We start from the raw sequence: 25,063 nt of genomic DNA, 5'->3' as shown, positions 1-25,063 counted from the left end.
CCACGCGCCAGCGCGCGCTCACCCCATCATTTGCCACTATACTTACCTAGATGGACGTAAGGAGTGGCAATGATGGATTTTGTCGACATGATGCGTTTACGCGGCCAAGCCGCAGAGAACATTTATTTTGCTCAGCGCGAGCGTGAATTGATTGACGCACTACACGCTCATCCCGAGCGCTTGCACCAATCACCGCCCGATTTAGGCTGTCCCTTAACGGACGCAGGCGATCAGGCAGACCGCGCTCAAGATTGATGACGTAGATGCTGCCACTGCGGGTGGCGCGTCAAATAGTGATCCACGTAGCTGCACTGCGGCACGATGGTCAAGCCTTGCTGCTCAATCAGGGGCAACACCGTTTCCATCATCACTTTGCCATACCCTTTGCCTTGTAAACGCTCTGGCACGCGCGTGGACGTAATCGTCATGACGCCAGGCGCCAATTCATAGTGTACCAGCGCATACTCGTCCCCTTCCAAATGCACTTTGAAGCATTGCTGCTGTGCATCTTGTATCACTTGTTCTTTCATTCTTACTCCAAATTTGATAATTAACTCAAATAAATTATGGCAAAACTGAATTGAAACTCGCCGTATGTAGTCATAAAATCGCTGAATCTGCAGGAAAAACAAAAAATAAAGCAGTACGTTATACGGAGAGAGACATGCGTTCACAGTCAGTGGCTACTCAGCACGACCCCAACGGTTCCAAGGTGAGCTCACGCCACAAAACTATTTCGACCCTCAATAGCACCGACGCTTTGGCGATGGTCGAACACGGCAGTGAACTGACACTGAGCATTACCACTCCCGTCGGCACCAAATTTATCTGCAAAACGCCATTCATCGGCACCCACTCTGACACCTACCTGCTGATTGAAATGCCACAGGTCTCCAGCGAAGACCTCACCTACTTCTTTCAAGAGGGCTTTTGGATTAACGTCCGTGCGATTTCACCCCGCGGTGAAGGGGCAATGATTCATTTCCGCAGTCAGCTTTTACATATCATGCACGAACCGATCACCTTGGCAATGCTTTCCATTCCAAACACCATGCAAGTCACGCAACTACGCAAAGAGCCGCGTTATGAAGTGAACTTGTCAGGTAAAGTGAATCAAGGCGAGCGTAAATCGGAATGTGAAGTGCGCGATCTGTCGAAAAGTGGTTGTCGATTTATTACGGCGCCGCTCGGCCGTTCGTACCAGGTGGGCGATCAGGTTTCGATTGAAATCTTCGCCGACAAACGTGGCAGCAAAATTTTCGAGCCCTTGGTCGGGCGCATCTGTAACTTACAGCGCTCCATTCATTACGCGCGCTACGGGTTGGAGTTTACCGACCAAGGCAAAACCAACGCCAAAAACCTGCTTGGTCAATTGAAGTTCAACGGCACCAAACTGACGCTGAACGTGGAATAACACTCTGCCTTTCGCCGTATTCGGCAACTGTGAATCATAAAAAAGGCTCTGCATTGCAGAGCCTTTTGGTTCGGGTTGGGTTAGCCGATAAACGAAATGTAACCTTGTAAAATAATCAGATTCACGATGTCGATGAAGAACGCGCCCACAATAGGCACCACCATGAAGGCCTGTGGCGACGGGCCATAACGGTTCACCAGCGATCCCATGTTCATCACCGCGGTCGGTGTGGCCCCCAAGCCAAAACCGCAGTGGCCGCCAGAAATCACCGCCGCATCGTAGTTCGACCCCATCACTTTAAAAGTCACGAAGTAAGCAAAAATACCCAGCACGACCGACTGAACGGCCAAGATCACCAGGAAAGGGATGGCCAAATCAAAAATGTTCCACAGCTTCAGACTCATCAATGCCATCGCCAAAAAGAGTGACAACGACACGGTGCCGAGAATATCGACCGTGTCCGTATCCAGCTTGTGCACCTTGGTCACTTGCAGCAGGTTGGTGATGAACACGCCAATAAACAGCGCGTAGACAAAGTCTGGAATCATTAACCAACTGATATGAAATGACTCGACCCATCCTTCCAGATACTGCGCGCCGGTGACACAAATCAGCAGCACAAACAGCACTTCAATCACCTTCTTCGAGGTCACTTTGTCTTCTTCGTACTCGTTGTATGTCACCAACTCAGGGAAGCGACTGTGCGCCTGCGTGCCGCGACCATATTCCGATTCAAAGTTGTGCTTGTCGATCAGCTTTTTCGCCACCGGGCTGCCAATCAAACCGCCCACAATCAAGCCGAAGGTGGCCGATGCCATGGCGATTTCCAGTGAATGGTCCAACCCGTAGTTTTCACTGAACGTTTGCGACCAAGCCGCGCCCGTGCCGTGACCACCCGATAACGTAATGGAACCGGCGATCAGGCCCATCAACGGATCGAGCCCCAATGCGGTCGCGAGCGTCACACCCACGCCGTTTTGAATGATGATAAAGAACGATGCAACGGCCAGGAACACCAGCACTTTCGCGCCGCCTTTCACCAGTTGTGTGTAGTTCGCGGCCAATCCCACCGTGCTGAAAAACATCAGCATAAACGTGTTCTGCAGCGGTAAAGAGAATTCCAACTCAATGCCATTGAAATGCAGCACGGTAATCAAAATGGCGACAATCAAACCGCCAACGATGGGCTCAGGAATGTTGAATTTGGTTAAAACCGGCAGTTTGGCATTAATAAAATGCCCCAAAAATAACACGCTAATGGCGATCAGGAATGATTCCAGCGTGCCGACGGAGATAATGTGATTCATATAACCTCAAATGTATATCCACACTCATCTTCCTTAATGAGCTACAAGCGATGGCAACCTGCGCCATGCTCTGATAAACGACCATACCCGTGTCGTCGAAAGAAACCTCTTAGGTGTGACTTTACGTCACGTCTCTGTGTCAATGTTGAAATGAGAGCTTGTTCACTGAGCTAAATGAGTCAGTGTGAGGAGGTGAAGGGAGACATAATACCTAACCAGAAAAAAAAGAGCCAATCGCAAAACGGCGATTGGCTTATGTATGATGTGAACAAGTATCTATTCACTAACAACGTCAGTTGGCTAGGTGACCCTCGGCTTTAAGAAGGGTCGAGATGAATTATGCATTAACCGTGCCATCTTGCAAAGCGCTATTTTGGGCGGAATAGCACAAATTCTGATAAAACACCGACAATATTTTTGCATTTTACGAATTGCAATTTGCAATTCGGCGCATTCTGATACTCAACCACATGCTGAGCAACCTTGTATTAAATTTTTGCCAATCCTCATTGTTCGATCGGATTCAGCAGCCATTTTTCGGTATAATCCCCGCTTCAGTTGGTCCCAATTAAGGTTTTCAATGAATTACTTGAGTACGTTTTTGAAAGGCATCGCGATGGGCGCCGCAGACGTCGTTCCGGGCGTGTCTGGCGGTACGATTGCTTTCATCACGGGTGTGTATGACACGCTGCTGGAAAGCATTCGTCGTATCAACCCAAGCCTGCTTCGCTTGTGGAAACAGGAAGGATTCGCCGCCGCGTTTCGTCACATCAATGGTGGTTTTCTGATTGCGCTGTTTGGCGGCATATTCACCAGCATTCTCACCCTCGCTAAGCTGATCTCGTGGCTACTGGTGACGCACCCGATTCCTATCTGGTCGTTTTTCTTTGGTTTGATTCTGGTGTCGGTGTACCACATCCTCAAACAGATTGAGCACAGGACATTATCTCGCTGGGCCTTTCTCATACTCGGAGTGGCTTTTGCCTACGCAATCACGGTGTTAAAACCGCTGAACATGGAATTTACCAGCCTGAACATTCTTATTGCGGGCGGCATTGCCATCTGCGCGATGATCCTGCCCGGCATTTCAGGCAGCTTCATTCTCCTGCTGATAGGCATGTACACGCCGGTCCTTGGCGCGGTGAAATCTTTACAAATCGATGTGCTGAGCCTGTTTCTACTGGGCTGTGTGATCGGTTTGCTGAGTTTTTCTCATGTGCTGTCTTGGCTACTCAAGCACTACCGCGACGTGACGCTGGCATTCCTAACGGGCCTCATGCTGGGCACGCTGCCGAAGATCTGGCCGTGGAAAGAGACCATTAGCTGGCGCGTGAACTCACACGGCGAACAAGTGCCGTTGGTTGAACACAACCTGAGCCCATTTAATTTTGAGGCCGTGACGTCACAACCGGCTCACCTCGGCATCGCCATTGTGTTGATGCTGTGTGCCATCCTGCTGGTGCTGGGGCTGGAACGATTTGCCAAAACGCACGACGTCTAATACGTATATCACTCAATCTCAGGTGGCTTCGGCCACCTTTTTTGTTTACATGACTGCCAGCACAGTTTTCTCGTTCGCTCACAACCGCTGATCCTCCCTTGTGCTACCATGCCGCTTTCTTGATTCCGAGCCGATGATCGCTCGAAACCCTTTGCACGCAGCCCAGCTGCGGCGTGATGAGGAAGATCTATGCGCAGAACATTTCGTTTGATGGTGGTAATTGCCGCACTGCTGGCCGGCTTTTTCGCCAACGATCTGATTGGTTATTTTCAGGCTGACCCGCCTCCCAAAGACCTGAGCCGCTATTGTGCGCTCTCAACGCAGCGCTGCGATCAAAACGGCGTGGGCATGACACTCGCTCACGATACCGCTCATCCATTGGTCGCAACACCGCTTGAAGTCGATTGGCCCAACGCCGCGCAAGACACCTTGTTGTTAACCCTAGAAGGGCTTGAAATGGACATGGGCCAAACCAAGTTTGTCTTGAAACGCCGTGATGATGGACGTTTCGGCGCTGATTTGATGTTGCCGGTCTGCACCACCGCCCACATGACTTGGGTTGGCACGCTGACCGATGGACACACCACAGTTTATCCCGCGATAAGGATGCAACGATGAGTAAAAACTGGTCCCTGATTCTGGTGGTCGCGTTCGTACTTGGCTTTGGTTTCAAAAGCTACCTTGACGCGCAACCTGAGCCGACGAACCTCGCCGATTCACCCACGGTCACCCTGTTCGGCCAAGACAACCAAGCCGTGAATATCTTTGACGCCAACGACCCACGCATTCGCATTGTCTATTTTGGCTTTACCCGTTGCCCAGATGTCTGCCCAACGTCTCTGGCCATGCTGGCTGGCGCGCTCAATGAACTGGATGCCGACACGCAAAGCCAAGTGCGCCCGATGTTTGTATCACTCGATCCGGAACGGGACAACGCACAAGCGTCAGCGACCTACGCGCACTATTTCCACCCCATGATTGAAGGTTTGTCAGCGCCCTTAGACGTGACCACTGCACTGGCTCACCGCTACGGCGTGATTTTCCGCAAAACCGAATTGCCGAACTCTGAGTTGAAATACACCTTGGACCACAGCTCCTATTTTTACTTCCTTCAACCAGACGGCACGCTCATCACCAAAGTACCACATACCCAAAACCCAGCTCCGATCGTGGATGCAATTAAAAAAACAATAAATACATCAAAAGGATAGTGACATGAAATTGAAAGCTGTTGTGTTGGCCAGTCTGTTTCTCAGCCCGCTGAGTTACGCGCAATCCGACGTCATGGTGCATCACCCGTATGCGCGCGCCACACCGCCCAATGCGCCCACCAGCGCAGTCTTTGCTGAACTCTCCAACACTGGCGACCACGCGCGCTACATTGTGGCAGCCTCAACGCCAGCAGCCGGAAAAGTGGAATTGCACGATGTGCTCAAAGACGGAGACGTCATGAAAATGCGTCAAGTGGAAGCCTTCACCCTGCCTGCGCACGGTTCACTGACGCTACAACCGGGCAGTTTTCACATCATGCTGTTCGACCTGAAACAACCGTTCCACGAAGGCGAAGCCATTGAGGTTCAACTGACCTTTAAAAACGGGGAGCAACAGTCGTTTACTGCGCCAGTGAAAAAAGTCATGAACGGTATGCAACATCACTGATGTTTGGCACAACCTTATCAACCTGTGGCGAAAGTCGCAGCCTGATCAAAAAGAGATGGGATTCCCCATCTCTTTTGCTATGATGTCTGCGCATTCAGCCCACTCAATATTTGGAGGATTTTAATGATTGTAATCACTCACCACCGCGCAAGTTCAGTGAAGAAAGCGTAACCCAATAGCTCACCTTTCCTTCCCTAGAATTGCCCGGTGTTCTTAACCGGGGTCACACAATACCATTTCGACCCTAGCGATATTTCATGCGTTCAAGGCAGCGTTTTTGCGTCTGTCTGGGGTAACCAAATGAGTTTAATCAATACACATACTCTCTCACTGCCACAGTTAGGGTGGCGACCTGTATTCCAACAACAACTGAGCTTGGAAGAGATCGAGCATACTGTTTTCGCCCGCATCGCCGCGCACCATCGCAGCGGTTATGTTTGCTGGAGCGAGCACGGAGAATTTCATCTCGACATTCACGCGAAACTTCCCGCGATGACGGTCGGCGATTGGATTTTGATCGATAGCAACCAGCAGTTTGTGCGCTTGTTAGACCGCCAATCGCTGTTTCGGCGCAAAGCGGCCGGCAGCCGCGCCTATGAGCAGTTGATAGCGGCCAACGTCGATACGTTGTTTATCGTCTCCTCACTCAATCAGGACTTTAATCTCAGCCGCATCGAGCGTTATCTGGCGCTGGCACGAGAAGCCCAAGTTGAGCCAGTTATCGTGCTGACGAAAGCAGATTTATGCACCGATGGCGAAGCGAAGCGCCGCGACGTACAAGCGCTCAGCCCGCTGCTCAATGTCGAAACCATCAACGCACTCGACCACGACAGTTGCCAGGTGCTGCATGCATGGTGCAAAACCGGCAGTACGGTCGCTGTCATGGGCTCATCCGGCGTCGGGAAGTCGACATTGGTCAACACCTTGATGGGCGAAACCATCCAGAGCACCGGTGGCATACGCGAACAAGACAGCAAAGGACGTCACACCACCACCGCACGCTTCTTGTTACCGATGCCGGGGGGCGCACTGTTGCTCGATACACCGGGCATGCGTGAGCTACAAATTGCTGATTGTGAACACGGTGTTGCAGAAACCTTTGCCGATGTCGCATCACTTGCGCAGCAGTGCCGCTTCGGTGATTGCCAACACCAGTCTGAACCGGGATGTGCCGTTCAGCGCGCGCTCGAAACCGGAGAATTGGATGCGAGACGATTGAGAAATTATCAGAAATTACTCGCAGAACAGCTCTATAACAGCGAGACCATTGCCGAGCGGCACGCAAGACATCGCCGCTTCAGCAAAATGGTTCGTCATGCACAGATAATCAAGCAGTCATAAAAACTGCGTATTAACCCAATAGAGGGTGAATATTCGCCCTCTGTTTTCAAACCCATTCGCTACATATTTTTAACATCAACTCTAAAATGCGTTGCATTTCAACATATCTGGTAATTTTTTGTTCTAACTATCAATTAATCCTAGACACATTATCCCGTCACGTTAATATTGGCCTTATTCAGTGATATCCACTGAAATAACTACAAATCGAATCATATATTCATTACAGGGATAACTATGCAAAGCAACAATATTTTTGCCCGTTTTGCTCGTGGTAATCTCGTGCTGCAGATCCTAGCAGGTATCATTCTTGGTGCTGTGCTGGCGGTTGCCGCGCCGGATACTGCGCAAAGTGCTGGGCTACTCGGAAGCCTTTTCGTGGGTGCACTGAAAGCAGTCGCACCAATTCTGGTCTTTATTCTGGTGGCGGCGTCTATCGCCAACCAAAAGAAAAACCAACACACTTACATGCGTCCTATCGTCGTACTCTACCTTTTTGGCACCTTTACCGCTGCGCTGACTGCCGTGGTACTGAGCTTCCTGTTCCCGACGACCCTGACGTTAGTTGCTGGTGCTGAAGGCGCAACGCCGCCTCAAGGCATCGCAGAAGTTCTGCAAACCCTGCTGTTCAAACTGGTTGATAACCCAGTGAACGCGCTGATGTCTGCCAACTACATCGGTATTCTGGCGTGGGCGGTCGGCCTAGGTTTGGCACTGCACCATGCATCTGCGACCACCAAAGCCGTGTTCGAAGATCTGAGCCACGGCGTTTCACAAATCGTGCGTTTCATCATTCGTTTGGCGCCATTTGGTATCTTCGGCTTGGTTGCATCAACCTTTGCAACCACCGGTTTTGATGCACTGGCTGGCTACGCACAACTGCTTGCGGTCCTACTGGGCGCGATGGCGATCATTGCACTGGTCGTGAACCCAATCATTGTTTATGTCAAAACACGCACCAACCCATACCCACTGGTTTTCCAATGCCTGCGTGAAAGTGGCGTCACGGCATTCTTCACCCGTTCAAGTGCAGCGAACATTCCTGTGAACATGGCGCTGTGTGAAAAACTGAAGCTGGATGAAGACACGTATTCCGTATCTATCCCTCTGGGTGCAACCATCAACATGGCAGGCGCAGCAATCACCATCACCGTACTGACGCTGGCGGCGGTTCACACCATGGGCATTCAAATCGACCTGCTGACTGCACTACTCCTGAGCGTGGTCGCGGCAGTCTCTGCGTGTGGCGCATCAGGCGTTGCGGGTGGCTCTCTCCTGCTGATTCCGCTGGCGTGTGGCCTGTTTGGTATTTCAAACGACGTGGCGATGCAAGTCGTAGCGGTTGGCTTTATTATCGGTGTGATTCAGGACTCGGCAGAAACCGCGCTGAACAGCTCAACCGACGTGGTGTTTACGGCAGCCGTTTGCCAATCACAACACAAACCTTCCGCTTAAGCGCGTCTTAGGCGATCAAAAAAGCCCCGACATGTCGGGGCTTTTTTTTGTCTCTGGTGGTTCGTATTAGGCCATCAGTGTTTATCCATCGAGGTCTGTGAGAAGTTTAACGGCGCGGGTTTCTCTTCCGTCGGCTGAGCGGCTGGCTCTGCCATCATGCCGCCATCCAACTCATCGAAAATGCCATCACTGGCGCTATCAGCAATCTCATCATCTTGCATCGATTCCCCTTTTTTCGGCACCGGCACGCCCCGTTTGTAGAGCTTGTTCAGCGCACGAATAATCGCGTGTTTACTGACCGTCCCCGAACGAATTTTTTGTTGCAGAGGTTTCGCCAGCGATTGCAGCCCGACCACTGAATCCACGCCGATGCGCCCGCCCACTTGGTCACGCAGCACTTTCGCGGGCTCGTAACCAAAGTAAGCCGAAAGAAACAGCCAGATGTAGGCAATCGCGTTGCCATTGGCCCCGCGATCAATCCACGCTTCACCAGCGCAGTACATCGCTTCTGCATACCCTTTCTCACTGGCGCGTTCGAGCCAGTACACCCCTTTGAGGAAATCTGCAGCGACGCCCACACCTTTGATGTAGTTGATGCCCAGTTTCATCATGCCTTCCAAGCTGTTGAGTTTTGCAGCTTTGGAATACCAATAGGTCGAATCGCCCGGCGCTGGCGCGATGTTGTCTTTGGAGACACACCAGTCGCCCATAAACATCATGGCATCGATATATTTGTCTTCTGCCGCATCTTGAATCATGGCAATGCCTTTCGACACATCCACTTCAATCCCACGGCCATACACCAACGCACGACCCGTTTCATACTTCGCCGCCAGATCCCCTTCCTGACCCTGAATGCAGTTCTGCCAGAATTTGGCTTTTTCCTTGAGGATCACATCATCACGAATCCGTTGGCAAATGCGCACAATCCCGTACATGCCGGTAATGTTGTCGTTATGTGCTGCTTTTTCGTACCAGAATAGCGCTTCTCGAAGGTTGGTCCGCTCGGCCTCTTTGGCCAGGTAAAGCATCGTCGGCACATGACCGGACTCCGCCTTGTACAGACGCTCTTTACGCTCTTGATCGCGCTGGCGTTCCAGTGCTTTGCGATAGGCTTCTTCGCGGGCTTTCTTTTCCGCTTCGAGTCTCTTCTTGCGAACAGACAGCGAAATCATCCACACAAATATCAGAATCAGTGACAACCCTGTTGCCCCGATCGCAATCCCAATAGTATTCATCAAATAAGGTTCTTAACTCAGTCTTTGTGACTGTATCGGCTGAAATAGCAAAAACTTAATTCTCACCAGACGTTACAGTTTGTCTCCAGATAAAAACAATAGTACCGCACTCCTGACGAAGTGCGGTACTTACAAAATCGTTCGCAACAAGAATTGTGCTACACGGCGCGTTTCAATCAGACAGGCTTATTGCGCCGATTTACGGTTCACCGCTTTGACAAAGACTTCTTGTGCCCCTTCAATCCCCAACGCTTTGGCTTCATCCAACAAGCTCAGTGCTTTCGGAATGTCGTTGGCGGCCACCGCTTTTTCGATGGTTGAGAAGTAATAGGCTTTGGTGTCTGGTTGGACCGTCACAGGTTGCACTGGCACGTTGCTCTTTAGATGCGCTGACGCAAAGCCACCAACCATGGTTTTAGTCTCTACCTTGAGCTCAAGTTGACCACTGGATGAGGTTGCATAAGTCGGGTCAGTGACGATAGGCAGTGGATCACCCGATTGCTCGGCGCGTAGCTTCGCTGGATGAGGAACGGTGACTTTTTCACCCAATGCATTGGTCTCGCTATAAATCACGAGATAAGGCGTTTGTTTTGCATTCACGCTGAGCTCGATTTCAAATCGGTTGCGGGAAAGCGCATCAGAAAAAAGGGTTTTAAATTGATCCGAGGAGATCGTGCGCACAACGTTAAAGCTGGTATCTAGCAACTGAACCGCAGGTTTCAGTACGCGTCCCTCTTGCATCACACTACGAATACGAACGTCAACATTGCCGGAGCGATCAGCAAACTGAAACGCAGCAAAGTAGCTTTTGCCCGTATCAAACTGCCATACTGGTGAACTGGCATCTAAACCAAAGTTCAAATCTTCGTTGAGTTCTAATGCCGCCCAAGGCGCGCCACTCAGGGACTCACAACAAACATCCGTCTGATTTACATCTACGTAACTATTAGGTTCGTTCGATGATGTACAGCCCATCAAACCAGCAACACTCAGAGCGAGTACCCACATTTTCTTCATTGATCGAATCCTATATCAAAACAAAAGGCAGTCTGGTGACTGCCTTCAAATAGTAACAGTAAATTAGGCTAACAACTTAGAACCAAATCTCGGCTTCAACACCAAAGCGAGTTTCGTCGCCTTTTGCATCGTTGCTCCAACCGTAGTTATCTTCACTTGATTTCATGTAAGTAACGTAAGGTTTGATTTGTGGACGACCAAAGTAATCCGCGTTCACAGTGAATACTGGTGCAATCGTCGCGGTGTAGAAACTGGTGTCTGCTTTTTCACGACCCCAATCCGAACCGTTACCCAAGCTTTCTACTGCGTAAGTCAGCGTGGTTTCTAGACGGAAGTTCTCGTTGAATTTGTACGATGGTGTCGCACCAAAGAAGAAACGATCTACGCCATCCTCAGAACCCCAAACTTGGTCTTTCGTGTCGTTGTACAGTTTCCAGTACACCAACTCGGTACCAATTTGTAGGTTATCGGTCACGTTCAGAACACCGTAAGAGGTCAAGAAAATAGACTCATCGTCTTTATCCCAACCGCCGTTCCATTGACCAAAGTTCACACCTTTAGTTGACGCAATACCTGAACCGTAAGTCAGTGCTGTGGTTGTCCAACCATCCAGACCGTAGTAGTCACGAGAATAAGTTACAGCCAGACCGTAGCCATCTTTCGCCGTGTTATCTTCGTCTACGTTTTTACGCGACATGATTTTCGCGTCAAAGTCAAAGCGGCCGCTCAGCGCTTCCACACCGTAGTAGTACAGGTCAACCGAGGTCAATGTAGTACTGCTGCCATTGGCGTCAACATTGCCCAGTTTTGAGTTGTAGCTATCACCAGCATCTGCAGAGACAACAGCAATACCCATATCTTTGTACTGAATACCGCCACCAACACCAGAAGATTGTTTCCAGAATTCTTTAGTAATGATACCAGCTTGACGGTTTAGGTAACGTTTACCAGCCCAAATGCTCAAGCCTTCTGGGAAGTAAGAAAGATCGCCCAGTTCAACGTAAGCTTCTTTAAACTCAAGTTGACCTGATTCACCAAAACCTTCACTACCTGAAGATGAAGTATAGAAACCACGGCCGCTACCTTCGTTGTTGCCGTATTCAGTCTTCAGAACATATTTAGACCAAGCGCCATTGTCGTAGTTATCACCACGAGTGACCGTAAATTCAACTTGGTTTGGGTTACCAGAAAATGAAGCACCAGCCGCACGGTAATCGCGACGATGTTCATACGATTCATTTAGGGCTAAAGATTGACCTGCGTTATACAGTAAATGGCCGTATCCATTAATTTGCCAACCTTGATTTACTTTGTCTTCAGCAAAGCTGGAGCCAGCAGCCAAAGACGCAACCACTGCGGCAGCAATTACACTTACTTTTCTCATTATAAACTCCATTTAGGGTGTATTAATCTCGCCCTCTCTCTCTGTTTCATCCTAAAAGGCAGAAATAAGATACTGTCAAAAAGAGAGGTAAGATGGGACGAATCCCCAGTTGTTTCAACACTGTTAAGACTACTGAAATTGGGCAATGCTGACTTCCTCCACCCCTAAAATATTGGGGGGGGATGAGAAAGGCGTAGATATTTTACCGTATGGTGTTTTTAAAGCCTCGATCACGGATTCGAGGGGGAGGCGCTTGTTCACTTCCGAGCATATGGAATACAAAATGCATAATTGATCACTATTTCAACGCAATAACGTCATAAAAATGAAAGAAAATTACATGAAAAATTTTGTGACAGGGCTCTTGACCTAAGTCGGGCAAAGCCTTTTACTTAAAACGGTGGTTACTGCTGACTCAATAACAAAAACGACTGCTTACGATGAAAACAACCTGCTCTCGCCCGTACCCTTTAGGTGCAACACTTGATCCAAATGGATGCAATTTTGCTGTGTATGCACCAGCAAATAAGGACCTGCTTTTGGCGCTGTTTCATGCCGATGGCAGTTATGAAACTCACCCGCTCGACGGGGAATATGCCGGTATTCAGCACACCTACATTGAAGGCGTGAAAGCTGGGCAAAAATACGGATTTATCATTCATCACCAAGATGAACTGCTGTACCTGTCCGATCCGTATGCGAAAGCATTGGATCAAAGCCTGACTTATGACGTTCCGTTTGATGCGGCCAGTAGTTTTGACCTCGCCAAATGCGTGGTGATCGACCCTGAATTTGATTGGCAAGACACGCCAAAACCCCTGCGTCCACGGGAAGAGATGGTGCTGTTTGAAACCCACGTAAAAGGTGTCACGAAGAAAAACCCGGATGTCGACGACGCACTGCAAGGCACTTACCTTGGCTTAGTGAGCGAATCGATGTTGGCGTTTTATCGTGAGCAGCACATCAACACGCTGCAATTGCTGCCAATCGCGGCCTGTATGCACGAACCACATCTGCTGGAAATGGGCAAGGTGAACTATTGGGGTTACAACCCGTATGTGTTCATGGCCCCCGATCCACGTTATGCGCAACACGATGCGGTCACGGAACTCAAAACCACCATTCGTGAGCTGCACAAACAGGGCATCGAAGTGATTCTGGATGTGGTCTACAACCACACCGCCGAAGGCGGGGAAGATGGGCCAATTTTCAACCTGAAAGCGCTCGATCCACACTATTACCTGCAACATGGGTCCCATTTCGCCAATTTTACCGGCTGTGGGAACACGCTCGATTTGTCTTACCAAGCGTCGTTAAACTTGGTGATGGACACCTTACGTTACTGGGTGAGTGAATATCACATCGATGGTTTCCGTTTTGATTTGGCGGCAACATTGGGCCGAATCGGTGACGATTTCAGCCAAGACGCGGCGTTCTTTAAAGCCGTGGCACAAGACCCGGTGCTGCGTCAGGTGAAGCTGATTGCAGAACCTTGGGACATTGGCCCGAACGGGTATCAAGTGGGCAACTTCCCGTTTGGTTGGAACGAAACCAACGACAAATTGCGCGACATCACACGCAGCTTCTGGCGCGGTGATCAAGGCTATTTAAAAGAGTTTGCCACACGCTTAATGGGCTCACGCGATCTCTACAGCGCAGCGAACTGGCCGTACAAACTGACGGTCAACTACATCACCTACCACGACGGTTTCACGCTGCAAGATTTGGTGTCGTACAAGCACAAACACAACGAAGCCAATGGTGAGCAAAACCGCGACGGTCACGGTGACAACCGCTCCGACAACTACGGTGTGGAAGGGGAAACCGACAACATGGTGGTGCGCACCATTCGCGAACGTCAAAAGCGCAACTTCATGGCCAGTTTGTTGTTTGCGTTCGGTATTCCGCACATTCTCACCGCCGATGTGCTCTCACACACGCAGCAAGGCAATAACAACGCCTACTGTCAGGACAACGACATCAGTTGGCTGGATTGGAGCACATCAGAGCGTAAATCCGACTTCAAAACCTGGCTGGCAGAGATGGTCGCGGCGCGTCAAACGTACATGGTGCCGTTTATTCGCGCCTTCAGTGGCGAAGAGCGGAACTTCAACCGCATTTTCTGGCGTCGTGTCGACGGCAGCTTGATGGAGCATGACGATTGGAACCGCTTGTGTTCCGTGGCGCTGCACATTGGGATTGGTGAAGATGGCCAAGAGCTGTTGTATCTGATCAACCAAACCAACGCGCCCGCGCGTTTTACCTTGCCCAATGATCGAGCGCAGGATTGGCACGTGATCTGTGATACCAACATGCGCAACATGCAACCAGATCATGCCGAAGGCGAAGTGCTGCAATTGCCGGTCTCGATGACCATTTTGCATTATCAGCCGAAGAAAAAATGCCGCGCCCGACCGGCCAAAGGAACCGCGTAATCATTCAAAACACCGCATCCGCGGTGTTTTTTTATGCCGTCGTGACCACACGGTTTACCGCGTTGTCATCGAATCTCAATTCCAATGCGCATATTTTCATCAGTTCAGGTTATACTAGCCACAGCTCGCGAAACAATCAGTTGCATATTTAAGTAGCCGCATTGCTTTCGCCATTTACCCGTTCACCTCACATCAACCCCAACAACGCGCGTTCGTGCCCGGGCTTATCGCCCTTGCGGTGGCTTTCGGTCAAGGCAACCGCCTTGGCGCAGTAAAGCCATGGCACGAATCAACACCATCACACGTACAAAGAACGGGACACCATAAAGGATGCTGCATGTATAAGAAGTTTGAAAGCTTTACCAAGGCTTTCCCCCAAGATGAACCCCAGCGCCCACCCAACACGCTGTGGGCATTCTGCCGTCACTACACCAAAGGGTACGAGAAGCCGCTGTTGATCATGGCGCTGCTCAGCACCACCATTGCCATCATCGAAGTGTCGTTGTTTGGTTTTATGGGCCAACTGGTCGACTGGCTCTCCACCAGCAACCCGGACACGTTTCTCGAAGAGAACCGGAACACGTTGATTGGGCTGTCATTGCTACTGTTGGTGGGGATGCCGGTGCTGGTGTCGATCTACTCGTTACTGATCCACCAAACCATGCTTGGCAACTATCCGATGTCGATTCGCTGGTTGGCACACCGCTACCTGCTGCGACAAAGTTTGTCGTTCTATCAGGATGAATTTGCCGGACGCATCGCCACCAAAGTGATGCAAACTGCGCTGTCTGTGCGCGAAACGGTAATGAAAACCCTAGATGTCTTCGTTTATGTCGCGGTCTATTTCACCGCCATGGTGGTGATGCTGGCGCAAGCAGATTGGCGTTTAATGATGCCCATGCTGCTATGGCTCGCGGCCTATATTGCGATTCAAGTGCGCTTTGTGCCGAAGCTCAAACAAGTGTCGGCAGAACAAGCCGATGCGCGCTCGTTAATGACGGGCCGCATTGTCGACAGTTACACCAATATTGCGACCGTGAAACTGTTCTCGCACAGTCGCCGAGAAACCGACTACGCCGAAGAAGGCATGGAGAGCTTTCTCGATACCGTGTACCGCCAAATGCGCTTGGTGACCGGGTTTAACATCTGGGTCGAAGTGGCGAACTACCTCTTGGTATTCACCATTGCGGCGATGTCGATTTATTTGTGGATGACCAGCGCGATCACCATTGGTGCGATTGCGATTGCCATCAGTTTAGCGCTACGCATCAACGGCATGTCGAAATGGATCATGTGGGAAGTCGGCGGCCTGTTTGAAAACATGGGCACCGTGGTCGATGGCATGAACATGCTCTCCAAGCCGATCACCATTCAAGACCAACCCAACGCCAAAGCGCTGCAAGTGACCACTGGCGCGATTGAATTTGAGGACGTCAGTTTCCACTACGGTGAAAACAAAGGGGTCATCAACCATCTGAATTTGACTATCCACCCCGGCGAAAAAGTGGGGCTGGTTGGCCGTTCCGGTGCGGGTAAATCGACGCTGGTCAATCTGCTGCTGCGTTTTCATGACGTGGAAAGCGGCACCATCCGCATTGATGGCCAAGACATCTCACAGGTGACTCAAGATTCACTGCGCAGTGAAATCGGCATGGTGACACAAGATACTTCGCTGCTGCACCGCTCAATTCGCGACAACATTTTGTACAGCAACCCCAATGCGTCGGAAGACGACGTGTTGCGCGCGACCAAGCAAGCACACGCGCACGAGTTTATCGAAACGCTGACCGACCCTTACGGCAACGTCGGGTACGATGCACAAGTGGGAGAACGCGGCGTAAAACTGTCTGGCGGCCAACGCCAACGCATCGCGATTTCGCGCGTGCTGCTCAAAGATGCGCCGCTGCTGGTGCTGGATGAAGCGACCTCAGCGCTCGACTCTGAAGTCGAAGCGGCAATTCAAGAGAGCCTGAATGAGCTGATGCAAGGCAAAACCGTGATTGCGATTGCGCACCGTTTGTCGACCATCGCCGCCATGGATCGTTTGATCGTGCTCGACAAAGGCCAAATCGTCGAGCAAGGCACGCACCAACAGCTGATCGACCAAAATGGCATCTACGCCCATTTGTGGGCGCATCAGACCGGTGGGTTTATTGGCTGCGACGACGACATCAACGTCGCCTAAGCAAAATGCCGGAGCCTCGCTCCGGCTCTTTTCCCTGCGCGCAATTTCTCTTAAAATTCCGCTCACTTTTCTTTTAATCAACCTCAACGTTTTTGCTATGAACAAAAGTCTTATCACCAATGTGGTTGCCTTGGCTCTGCTCGGCGCCGGTTATTCACTAGACAACACCTTTGCGTTTTACGCGGGTCTGTTTGCCTTCTCGGGCGCGATCACCAACTGGCTCGCGATCCACATGCTGTTTGAGAAAGTCCCGGGGCTGTATGGCTCGGGCGTTATCCCTGCGCGTTTTGAAGCGTTCAAAGCCGCCATCAAAACCTTGATGATGGAACAGTTTTTCACTGAATCGAATATCGATCGTTTCTTAAACCAAGAGATGGTGGGCGACAAAACACTCAACTTGGAGCCGGTGATTGCCAAAGTGGATTTCAACCCCACATTTGATTCTTTGGTCGAGGTGATCAGCAACTCGTCGTTTGGCGGTATGCTGGCCATGTTTGGGGGTAGCGAAGCCCTGCAACCGCTCAAGCAACCCTTTGTCGAGAAGATGCAAGAAGCCATGGTTGAGATGAGCCAAAGCGATAGTGTCAAATCCGCGCTGAAAGCGCAGTTAGAATCACCCGCGATGATGGGTGAGATTCAGGCCAATATCGAAAACATCATCGATCAACGCCTGAGTGAACTGACGCCCAAACTGGTCAAAGAGATGGTGCAGAAGATGATCAAAGAGCATTTGGGCTGGCTGGTGGTGTGGGGCGGCGTCTTCGGCGGCCTGATTGGCATCGCGTCGGCGTTCATTGCTTAATCCGTCCTGACGGAGTCTGTTCTCGCTTTTTCCGCATAAAAAATGGGCCCCAACGGCCCATTTTTTTCATCTGGCTTGTGGCAACACTCGCCCGAGCAGTTTTTCCGCCAGCGGATAGCGCCTTGGCACCACAAAATAGAGCACACCCACCAGAATCGCCGCCCCCAACAAATCAGCCGGACGATGCATCCCCAGCCACAATCGTGAGAAACCGATACTGGCGCTCCACATCAGCAACACCACCGCACTCGCGCGACGTTGCTGTTCTAACAAAATACCACCAAAAAACGCCAAGCAGAGCGTGGCAAACACGGTATGACCCGATGGGAACGAATAGTCCGTTTCCTTCTTCCAGCTCTCGATGCGGGCTGGAGACACCTGATCGGCCATCTCATCCATCACCGCGAGCTGTTGCGATCTATCCAGCTTGTAGAAATGTTCCGGTGACGGCAAAATCAATTCCTGCGTCATCGCTTCCGTATACGGCCGCGGACTCTCCGTCATTTTCTTCAGGCCACTTTTCATTCCCACCGCCAGCACCAGCAAAATGCCCAGTTGTATCGCCTTATTGAGCCACTCGGCTTTCGTGGCGCGCACGCGCCAACCCGTCCAGAGCATCAAGAGGATCAGCGTGAGCAAAAACCCTTCCGGGCCCGCCGAATGCGTCAACATCACAACGGCGCGCACGAGCGTTTCATTGGTGGGTTGCAGAAAATCCAGATTCATACACGCGGCCGAAATCGGCGCTAGAATCAATACAAACAGCAATAACAGTGTTAAACCGGATTTCCGATCGTCTAATCGTTGTTTCAAAAACATGTCCATTCACCTCGCCACAGAGCCGGCAAGTGTAATGCAGGGGGCGAAGGCATGTATCAACCATCTGTCAAATTCAATGCAAATTCAGGTTACGACATGTGCCAAATAAAAAACATCCCGGAAAGTGGCTTGAACTTTCCGGGATGAATCAATGCAGACGATGTCGTTTGCGATTAGGCGCCGATCACGCCGCCATCATCGCGCGTGATCATCATCACCGTAGAGCGCGGTTTGGTGCTGCCGCCGTATGGGAAGTGCGACGCTGCGCCCTCTTCGCCCGGGTGCTGCACGCCCACAAACATGGTCTTGTGATCCGGCGAGAATGCCAGGCCCGTGATTTCACACGCCACCGGCCCCGTCAAAAAGCGCTGCACTTCACCGGTGATCGGGTCGCCACACAGCATCTGGTTGTTGCCCTGGCCGGCAAAATCGCCTCTGTTGGAGTAATTGCCATCGGTCAGAATCCATAGGCGCCCTGCGTCATCAAACCCCAAACCATCCGGGCTGTTGAACATGTTGTTGGCATTGATGTTGTCGCTGCCCGCGTACAGGTCGCCATGATGCACTGTAGGGTTACCGGCAATCAGGTACAAATCCCACGCAAACATCTCCGCGGTGTGGTCGCCATGTACAGGCATCCAACGCAGAATTTGGCCATAGTTGTTCTTGGCACGCGGGTTAGGACCGCCCACCGGCTGGCCGTCTTTCACGCCACGGTATTTGTTGTTGGTTAAGGTGCAGAACACGTGTTGGTTGTCAGGGTGCACCGCAACCCATTCTGGGCGGTCCATGGTGGTCGCGCCCACTTGCGTGGCTGCACGGCGGGCAAAAATCAGCACTTCCGCTTGGTTTTTGAACCCATTTTCCGGCGTCAGGCCATTCTTGCCAAACGTCAGTTCAATCCAGCGTCCTTGGCCTTTCAGCTCTTTGTCCTGCATATCGAATTTCGCAACCGACAGCGTGCCCTCATCAAGTAGCTTGCGATTGGCCGCATCGTTGCCTTTCTGGTAACGGTTTTTCGACACAAAACGGTACAGGTGCTCACCGCGCTCATCATCCCCCAAATACACAACCGCATAGCCATCGCTGTTGAGCGTGAAGGCTGCGTTTTCATGCTTGAAACGGCCTAACGCGGTGCGTTTCATCGGTGTTGAATCCGGGTTGTGCGGGTCAATTTCAACGATCCAACCAAAGCGGTTCGGCTCATTCGGGTTCTTGGTGACATCAAAACGCTCGTCGTGCTGATGCCAATGGTAATCACTCGGTTTGGCGGCAATGCCATAGCGTTTCTGGTCAGCGTTCACCGTGCCCTCTTCATTGGCTCCAAAGAAGTCATCGAAGTTCTCTTCACACGTCAGATACGTGCCCCAAGGCGTCTGACCGTTTGAACAGTTGTTGAATGTGCCCAGCGCCAGTGTCCCTTTAGGATCGGCCTTCGTTTTCAGCCATTCGCTGCCTGCCGCAGGACCCGTGATTGCCATCGGCGTATTGGCCGTAATACGGCGGTTACGCTGACCTTCACGGTCAATCATCCACTTGCCGTTCTTGCGTACAATTTCTACCACCGTCACACCGACTGCCGCCTGCGCTTTGCGCACGTCGTCCGCCGTCATCGCCGCGCCTTTGTGGTCGAACAGATATTCGTAGTTGGTGTATTCGTTGTTGATCGCCAGTACTGCGCGATCGTCACTGATAGGGAAGAAGCTCATGCCGTCGGTGTTGTCACCAAACTGACGCGCTTGCGCACGTGAATCTTGTTTACCGCTTTGGTCAAATGCAGGTGCATCAGCGAAAATCGGGTCACCCCATGACATCAAAGGAGTCGCCTTATAGCCTTTAGGGACCACCACCATGTCTGCCGTGGACGCAGGAACCGGTTCAAAGTTCAGCAAAGAGGATTGCGGTTTTGCAGCAACGGCTTTCGCAACAGGGTTTAAAGTCAGAAATGCGCCCGCACTCACCGCCGCGCTGCCCGCGAGGAAACGGCGGCGTGATAAACGCGCTTCAATCATTTCGCTAAACTGTGAATCTTTCTCATCACGGTTCCACATGAGCTTGCTCCTTTACTTTCGTCATAATTATTGTGTGTTGCATCAATGCAAATTGATGATGGTTCAGGAGCTTAGCGTTGTTAAATGACTGATCAGTGAAGATTGTGTTGCTGAACGATGACAATTGCGTCTCGGATTTGGGAGCTGAGTCGTGGGCAGGCCCCACCCCATTCACTATACTTCGATAATAACCACAATTTTTATGCAGATATTGCGAAGGTAAACACACGCAGCGGTATGCTTCAACCTTGCCATTCGCATGACAAAGGCCAGTCGAGTTGCACCGAGTCGGTGCCAGAGAGGTATCTATGCAAGTGGTCGTGAATGGCATCGCCTACCCCTATCACCGTGGGCAAACTCTGTTTCAATTCCTGCAGTCGATCGGCATCGACATTCCTCATTTGTGTGCCACCAGCCATCAAGCCGAAAAACAGCACTGCGATTTGTGCGTGGTTGACGTTGAGCAGCTCGGTGTCGTGCGCGCCTGTGAGCACCCAGTACAGCCGAATCTGGTGATCGAGACCCACAACGACACGCTCTATCAGCGGCGCCAAGCAGCGCTGAAACGGCTGCTCTCCGACCACAACGCCGATTGCGAAGCGCCGTGCCAAATCGCCTGTCCGGCGCACGTGGACATTCAATCTTACCTGCATCACATCGCCGAGGGCGATTATCACAAAGCGGTCGCCGTGATCAAACGCCACCTGCCGCTGCCCGCCTCGATTGGCCGTGTGTGCCCGGCGTTTTGTGAAACTGAATGTCGCCGCACCTTAGTCGACGAGCCTATCGCCATTCGTCAGCTCAAACGCCATGCGGCAGATATGGACAGCCAAAGTCAGCCTTTTCAGCCCATCGTGCCGCTCGGCAATGGCAAACAGGTTGCGATCGTCGGGGCTGGGCCGGGCGGGTTAGCGTGTGGTTACTATCTACGCCTTGCCGGTTTTGCCGTCACGATTTATGAAGCCATGCCCAAACCCGGCGGTTGGCTGCAATATGGCATTCCGGAATACCGCCTGCCAAAGCAGATACTGGATCAGGAAATCGACCTACTTTGTCAGACGGGCATTCAGATTCGATGTCATCAGAAAGTCGGCCGCGATTTCACTCTTGAGCAGCTTCAGCAAACAAATGACGCGGTGTGTGTCGCCATCGGTGCGAGTTTAGCAGTTAGCGCTCACTATCCGGGCAGTAACCTTACCGGTTGCTATCTAGGCGTCGATTACCTCAAAGATGCTGCAACCGAGCGCACACTCATCACAGGGAAACAGGTCGCGGTGATCGGCGGCGGCAATACCGCCATCGACTGCGCGCGCACGGCGCTGCGTTTGGGCGCGCAAGTCACGCTGATTTATCGCCGCACCGTCGATGAAATGCCAGCAGAAGAATACGAAATTGAAGCCGCGGCGCACGAAGGGGTGCAGTTCTGTTTTCTCACTCGTCCGGTCGAAAACTTAGCCGACGCACACGGCCGAGTGCGTGCCATTAAACTCGAAACCATGGCGCAGGGTGAACCGGACGCCTCTGGCCGTCGCCAGCCCGTGCCAACGGGGGAATATCACCAACAAGCATTTGATACGGTGATTTCTGCGCTGTCGCAAACGCCGGATTTGAGCCTGTTTGGGGCGAAATGGGACCACGTGCCGCTAACGCGCAAACACACCGCCGACGTTGACGGCGACACACTGCATCACTTTGACAACGTCTACGCGATCGGTGATTTTCGCCGCGGCCCTGCCACCGCCATTGAAGCCATCGCAGACGGCAAACGTGCGGCCGAAGCCATCACGGAGCGGCTGATTTTGGGCACGCCTGTCCATACTTCAGCCCCCTTCACCAGCCGTAAAGCCGAAAGCCTCAGCCGGGTTAAACGCAGCGAATACCGCTTGGAAGCCAAACGGCGCCGCATTGATTTTCCTCATCTGCCCCCCTTGCATCGACGCAAAAACTTCTCGGAAGTGGAGCTTGACCCCGGCGATTTGGCCGTGCGCATGGAAGCGGCGCGCTGCTTAGAGTGTGGCTGCCAAGCCAACACCCAGTGCGATTTACGGACCTACGCCTCTGCGTATCAGGTCGATGCTGCCCACCTCGATTGCGGCGAAAAACAACGCTTTGCCGTGGATAAGAGCAGCGAGTTCATCGTGTTTGATGCCAATCGCTGCATCAGTTGTGGCGCATGCGTCCAGACATGTCAGGAAGAGACCGTGCACGGCGCGCTGCATTTTTCGCACTCACAAAACCGGCCGATGTTTCACGATGGCACCTTGATGGGCGATTCCAACTGCGTGCAATGCGGAGCATGTGTGCAGGTGTGTCCGACGGGCGCGCTGGTCGATAAACGCGACAAATCACACGCACGAGTTGAAGTGCTCAAACCGGTGACCACGGTTTGCACCTACTGCGGTGTGGGCTGCAACGTGGTGATGTATGTCGACGAGCAAGCGAACCGCGTGCGTTACGTGCAAGGCGATACGCGCTCTCCCGTCAACCAAGGCATGTTGTGCGTCAAAGGCCGCTTTGGGTTTGATTTCATTCACAGTCCGCAGCGCCTCACTCAGCCGTTAATCCGGCGGCACGGTGAATTGCAACCCGCCAGTTGGGACGAAGCCATTGCCCTGATCGCCGAGCGCTTTCGTCACATTCAACAGACGCATGGCAGCGATGCGCTGGGCGGCTTCTCGTCCGCCAAAACCACCAATCAGGACAACTACCTGTTCCAAAAATTGATGCGCCGCGAATTGGGCACCAACAACGTGGATCACTGCGCGCGGCTGTGTCACGCCTCCACCGTCACGGGGCTGGAAGCCTCCCTTGGCAGCGGCGCCATGACCAACGACATCGCCAGCATTGCGCATTCGGATGTCATTTTGATCATCGGCTCTGACACCACCGCCGCACACCCGATCATCGCCTCGCACCTCAAGCAAGCCATCCGCAAAGGCGCGCGATTGATTGTGGCCGACCCGAAACGCATCGAGATGGCCGATCACGCTACGGTGTACGTCGCGCAGCGCCCGGGCACCGACGTGATGCTGCTCAACGGCATCATGCAGCAAATCATCACGCATGCTTGGTACGATGACGCCTATATTCGCCAACGGGTGGATGGCTTTGAGGAGCTGCTCATGGAAGTCATGTCGGATCGTTACCTGCCCGAGAAAGTCGAACTGGTGACCGGCGTCCAAGCCGCCGATGTGATTCGAATCGCCGAGATGATCGGCACCGCGCGCGTCACGGCGGTGTATTACGCCATGGGCATCACCCAGCACACCACCGGACATGACAACGTACGCTCCATTGCCAACCTGCAACTGCTGTGTGGCAACATCGGCGTGGAGGGCGGCGGTATCAACCCGCTGCGTGGCCAATCCAATGTGCAAGGAGCGTGTGATATGGGGGCGCTGCCCGGCGACTACCCCGGCTATCAAAAAGTCACGAACCCGTTGGTGCAAGCCAAATTTGCGCAAGCTTGGCAGTGCGATCACCTGCCCACCACGCCCGGGTTAACCCTGACCGAGATGATTGATGCCGCGACCACCCAGCAGCTGCGCGGTTTGTATGTGATGGGTGAAAACCCGGTGCTGAGCGATCCGCATCAAGCGCACGTCATCGACGCGCTCAACACGCTCGATTTTCTGGTGGTACAAGACATCTTTTTGTCGGAAACCGCACAGTTAGCCGACGTGGTATTGCCGTCTTGCTCGTTTGCTGAAAAACAGGGCCACTTCACCAACACGGAACGGCGCGTGCAGGCACTCTCACCCGCGATTAAGCCGCCAGGCACAGCACGTGAAGATTGGCACATCATCACCGAGATTGCCAATGCGCTCGGCGGCAACTGGCATTATCAACATGTTGAGCAGATCCAACAGGAGATCTGCTCAGTCACGCCGCAATACGCGGGGATGGATTGGCAGCGCCTTGGTCATGAAAGCCTGCAATGGCCTTGTAACGAGCAAGCGCCGAATGGCACGCGGATTCTGCATCAAACCAGCTTTAAACGTGGCCGGGGCGAGATGGTCGCAGTGCCGTTTGAATACGCCGCAGAATTGCCCGATGACGCGTACCCGCTCATCCTCACCACCGGCCGGCTGCTGGAACAATTTCACACCGGCACCATGACACGCAAAACCAAAGGGCTGGATCAGCGCGCCGGACCGCGCATCATGATCAGCGTGCAAGATGCAGAGCGGCTCGGGATTCACAACAGCGAACGCGTTCGTTTGTGCTCTCGACGTGGTGAGATTGAGGCGCCAGCGTTTGTGACCAAACGCATGCAAGCGGGCGTGGTGTTTGTGCCGTTCCACTTTGCCGAGTCCCCCGCCAACCGCTTAACCTCCGAAGCGCGTGACCCGACGGCCAAAATTCCGGAGTTCAAAGTCTCGGCGGTGCGACTGGAAAAAATCGTTCCGGTGACGCATCTCGTCCCGTATGAGGCGTAACCAAACGCCGCCGCTG

The 25,063-nt window shown here is 52.3% G+C and carries 19 protein-coding genes; 12 read left to right on the top strand and 7 right to left on the bottom strand.

Translation table 11 applies throughout. The annotated features are described in order from the left end of the window. The first annotated feature begins 69 nt into the window (after nt 1-69). Nucleotides 70-255 carry a hypothetical protein gene (locus tag ACF8PK_RS14970; protein WP_154179410.1) on the top strand — a complete coding sequence of 62 codons (186 nt, stop codon included), beginning with the start codon at nt 70-72 and terminating at the stop codon, nt 253-255. Here the strand turns inward: ACF8PK_RS14970 and ACF8PK_RS14965 are convergent. Next, nucleotides 246-530 carry a GNAT family N-acetyltransferase gene (locus tag ACF8PK_RS14965; RefSeq protein WP_154179412.1) on the bottom strand — a complete coding sequence of 95 codons (285 nt, stop codon included), beginning with the start codon at nt 528-530 and terminating at the stop codon, nt 246-248. The genes ACF8PK_RS14970 and ACF8PK_RS14965 overlap by 10 nt on opposite strands. Nucleotides 531-664: 134 nt before the next feature. Here ACF8PK_RS14965 and ACF8PK_RS14960 point away from each other — a divergent pair, with 134 nt between their 5' ends. Beyond that, nucleotides 665-1,414: a flagellar brake protein gene (locus ACF8PK_RS14960; protein WP_014257908.1), complete on the top strand. Its 750-nt coding sequence runs from the start codon at nt 665-667 to the stop codon at nt 1,412-1,414. A gap of 80 nt (nt 1,415-1,494) precedes the next feature. On the opposite strand, the gene gltS is transcribed toward ACF8PK_RS14960, so the two are convergent. Continuing rightward, the gene (gltS, locus tag ACF8PK_RS14955; protein WP_004727328.1) at nt 1,495-2,721 is read right to left on the bottom strand and encodes a sodium/glutamate symporter; all 1,227 of its coding nucleotides are present in this window, start codon (nt 2,719-2,721) and stop codon (nt 1,495-1,497) included. Nucleotides 2,722-3,301: 580 nt separating this feature from the next. On the opposite strand from gltS, the gene ACF8PK_RS14950 reads away from it, so the two are divergent. The 6 genes from ACF8PK_RS14950 (at nt 3,302) to sstT (ending at nt 8,677) form a co-directional block, all read left to right on the top strand. Beyond that, nucleotides 3,302-4,222, top strand: a complete 921-nt coding sequence (locus tag ACF8PK_RS14950; RefSeq protein WP_004727329.1) for a DUF368 domain-containing protein — start codon at nt 3,302-3,304, stop codon at nt 4,220-4,222. A 189-nt stretch (nt 4,223-4,411) separates the two neighbouring features. Next, nucleotides 4,412-4,840 carry a hypothetical protein gene (locus ACF8PK_RS14945; RefSeq protein WP_143679788.1) on the top strand — a complete coding sequence of 143 codons (429 nt, stop codon included), beginning with the start codon at nt 4,412-4,414 and terminating at the stop codon, nt 4,838-4,840. Continuing rightward, entirely contained in the window at nt 4,837-5,433 is a 597-nt protein-coding gene (locus ACF8PK_RS14940; RefSeq protein ID WP_143679787.1) for an SCO family protein, read from the top strand. The genes ACF8PK_RS14945 and ACF8PK_RS14940 overlap by 4 nt, the downstream gene beginning before the upstream one ends. Nucleotides 5,434-5,437: 4 nt before the next feature. Beyond that, the gene (locus tag ACF8PK_RS14935) at nt 5,438-5,881 is read left to right on the top strand and encodes a copper chaperone PCu(A)C (protein ID WP_392442062.1); all 444 of its coding nucleotides are present in this window, start codon (nt 5,438-5,440) and stop codon (nt 5,879-5,881) included. Between the two features lie 300 nt (nt 5,882-6,181). Then, entirely contained in the window at nt 6,182-7,222 is a 1,041-nt protein-coding gene (gene rsgA / locus ACF8PK_RS14930; protein WP_041943289.1) for a ribosome small subunit-dependent GTPase A, read from the top strand. A gap of 237 nt (nt 7,223-7,459) precedes the next feature. After that, nucleotides 7,460-8,677, top strand: a complete 1,218-nt coding sequence (gene sstT / locus ACF8PK_RS14925; RefSeq protein WP_004727334.1) for a serine/threonine transporter SstT — start codon at nt 7,460-7,462, stop codon at nt 8,675-8,677. Between the two features lie 74 nt (nt 8,678-8,751). Here sstT and ACF8PK_RS14920 read toward each other — a convergent pair whose 3' ends face one another. The 3 genes from ACF8PK_RS14920 to ACF8PK_RS14910 form a co-directional block, all read right to left on the bottom strand. Then, nucleotides 8,752-9,915, bottom strand: a complete 1,164-nt coding sequence (locus tag ACF8PK_RS14920) for a tetratricopeptide repeat protein (protein WP_143680097.1) — start codon at nt 9,913-9,915, stop codon at nt 8,752-8,754. Between the two features lie 186 nt (nt 9,916-10,101). Next, nucleotides 10,102-10,932 (bottom strand): MalM family protein, encoded by an 831-nt coding sequence (locus ACF8PK_RS14915; protein WP_004727336.1) that lies wholly within the window; start codon nt 10,930-10,932, stop codon nt 10,102-10,104. Nucleotides 10,933-11,008: 76 nt separating this feature from the next. Further along, nucleotides 11,009-12,316: a carbohydrate porin gene (locus ACF8PK_RS14910; protein ID WP_154179422.1), complete on the bottom strand. Its 1,308-nt coding sequence runs from the start codon at nt 12,314-12,316 to the stop codon at nt 11,009-11,011. A 440-nt stretch (nt 12,317-12,756) separates the two neighbouring features. Between ACF8PK_RS14910 and glgX the strand changes: the two genes are divergently transcribed. The 3 genes from glgX to ACF8PK_RS14895 all read left to right on the top strand — a co-directional run bounded on the left by glgX (nt 12,757) and on the right by ACF8PK_RS14895 (nt 17,738). Next, the gene (glgX, locus tag ACF8PK_RS14905) at nt 12,757-14,751 is read left to right on the top strand and encodes a glycogen debranching protein GlgX (RefSeq protein WP_038151754.1); all 1,995 of its coding nucleotides are present in this window, start codon (nt 12,757-12,759) and stop codon (nt 14,749-14,751) included. 337 nt (nt 14,752-15,088) lie between these two features. After that, nucleotides 15,089-16,936 (top strand): ABC transporter ATP-binding protein, encoded by a 1,848-nt coding sequence (locus tag ACF8PK_RS14900; RefSeq protein WP_004727339.1) that lies wholly within the window; start codon nt 15,089-15,091, stop codon nt 16,934-16,936. Nucleotides 16,937-17,033: 97 nt separating this feature from the next. Beyond that, nucleotides 17,034-17,738, top strand: a complete 705-nt coding sequence (locus ACF8PK_RS14895) for a hypothetical protein (protein ID WP_014257899.1) — start codon at nt 17,034-17,036, stop codon at nt 17,736-17,738. A 66-nt stretch (nt 17,739-17,804) separates the two neighbouring features. On the opposite strand, the gene ACF8PK_RS14890 is transcribed toward ACF8PK_RS14895, so the two are convergent. Both ACF8PK_RS14890 and ACF8PK_RS14885 read right to left on the bottom strand, forming a co-directional pair. Then, nucleotides 17,805-18,557 (bottom strand): phosphatase PAP2 family protein, encoded by a 753-nt coding sequence (locus ACF8PK_RS14890; RefSeq protein ID WP_392442057.1) that lies wholly within the window; start codon nt 18,555-18,557, stop codon nt 17,805-17,807. A gap of 173 nt (nt 18,558-18,730) precedes the next feature. Continuing rightward, nucleotides 18,731-20,608 (bottom strand): PhoX family protein, encoded by a 1,878-nt coding sequence (locus tag ACF8PK_RS14885; RefSeq protein WP_392442056.1) that lies wholly within the window; start codon nt 20,606-20,608, stop codon nt 18,731-18,733. Nucleotides 20,609-20,916: 308 nt separating this feature from the next. On the opposite strand from ACF8PK_RS14885, the gene fdhF reads away from it, so the two are divergent. Further along, nucleotides 20,917-25,047: a formate dehydrogenase subunit alpha gene (gene fdhF, locus ACF8PK_RS14880; RefSeq protein ID WP_392442055.1), complete on the top strand. Its 4,131-nt coding sequence runs from the start codon at nt 20,917-20,919 to the stop codon at nt 25,045-25,047. Nucleotides 25,048-25,063 lie beyond the last annotated feature (16 nt).

Origin of the sequence: Vibrio sp. CJQ_6, assembly GCF_043106745.1 — a bacterium.
Lineage (GTDB): Bacteria > Pseudomonadota > Gammaproteobacteria > Enterobacterales > Vibrionaceae > Vibrio > Vibrio furnissii.
The sequence above is the reverse complement of the archived record's forward strand: the minus strand, read 5'-3'. Positions and strand labels throughout refer to the sequence as shown.

Coding starts and splice junctions, on each gene's coding strand:
- ACF8PK_RS14900 (WP_004727339.1), top strand. CDS start 15,089: ATGTATAAGAAGTTTGAAAGCTTTACCAAGGCTTTCCCCCAAGATGAA.
- ACF8PK_RS14890 (WP_392442057.1), bottom strand. CDS start 18,557: ATGTTTTTGAAACAACGATTAGACGATCGGAAATCCGGTTTAACACTG.
- sstT (WP_004727334.1), top strand. CDS start 7,460: ATGCAAAGCAACAATATTTTTGCCCGTTTTGCTCGTGGTAATCTCGTG.
- ACF8PK_RS14950 (WP_004727329.1), top strand. CDS start 3,302: ATGAATTACTTGAGTACGTTTTTGAAAGGCATCGCGATGGGCGCCGCA.
- rsgA (WP_041943289.1), top strand. CDS start 6,182: ATGAGTTTAATCAATACACATACTCTCTCACTGCCACAGTTAGGGTGG.
- ACF8PK_RS14965 (WP_154179412.1), bottom strand. CDS start 530: ATGAAAGAACAAGTGATACAAGATGCACAGCAGCAATGCTTCAAAGTG.
- gltS (WP_004727328.1), bottom strand. CDS start 2,721: ATGAATCACATTATCTCCGTCGGCACGCTGGAATCATTCCTGATCGCC.
- ACF8PK_RS14940 (WP_143679787.1), top strand. CDS start 4,837: ATGAGTAAAAACTGGTCCCTGATTCTGGTGGTCGCGTTCGTACTTGGC.
- ACF8PK_RS14920 (WP_143680097.1), bottom strand. CDS start 9,915: ATGAATACTATTGGGATTGCGATCGGGGCAACAGGGTTGTCACTGATT.
- fdhF (WP_392442055.1), top strand. CDS start 20,917: ATGCAAGTGGTCGTGAATGGCATCGCCTACCCCTATCACCGTGGGCAA.
- glgX (WP_038151754.1), top strand. CDS start 12,757: ATGAAAACAACCTGCTCTCGCCCGTACCCTTTAGGTGCAACACTTGAT.
- ACF8PK_RS14960 (WP_014257908.1), top strand. CDS start 665: ATGCGTTCACAGTCAGTGGCTACTCAGCACGACCCCAACGGTTCCAAG.
- ACF8PK_RS14945 (WP_143679788.1), top strand. CDS start 4,412: ATGCGCAGAACATTTCGTTTGATGGTGGTAATTGCCGCACTGCTGGCC.
- ACF8PK_RS14885 (WP_392442056.1), bottom strand. CDS start 20,608: ATGTGGAACCGTGATGAGAAAGATTCACAGTTTAGCGAAATGATTGAA.
- ACF8PK_RS14935 (WP_392442062.1), top strand. CDS start 5,438: ATGAAATTGAAAGCTGTTGTGTTGGCCAGTCTGTTTCTCAGCCCGCTG.
- ACF8PK_RS14970 (WP_154179410.1), top strand. CDS start 70: ATGATGGATTTTGTCGACATGATGCGTTTACGCGGCCAAGCCGCAGAG.
- ACF8PK_RS14915 (WP_004727336.1), bottom strand. CDS start 10,932: ATGAAGAAAATGTGGGTACTCGCTCTGAGTGTTGCTGGTTTGATGGGC.
- ACF8PK_RS14895 (WP_014257899.1), top strand. CDS start 17,034: ATGAACAAAAGTCTTATCACCAATGTGGTTGCCTTGGCTCTGCTCGGC.
- ACF8PK_RS14910 (WP_154179422.1), bottom strand. CDS start 12,316: ATGAGAAAAGTAAGTGTAATTGCTGCCGCAGTGGTTGCGTCTTTGGCT.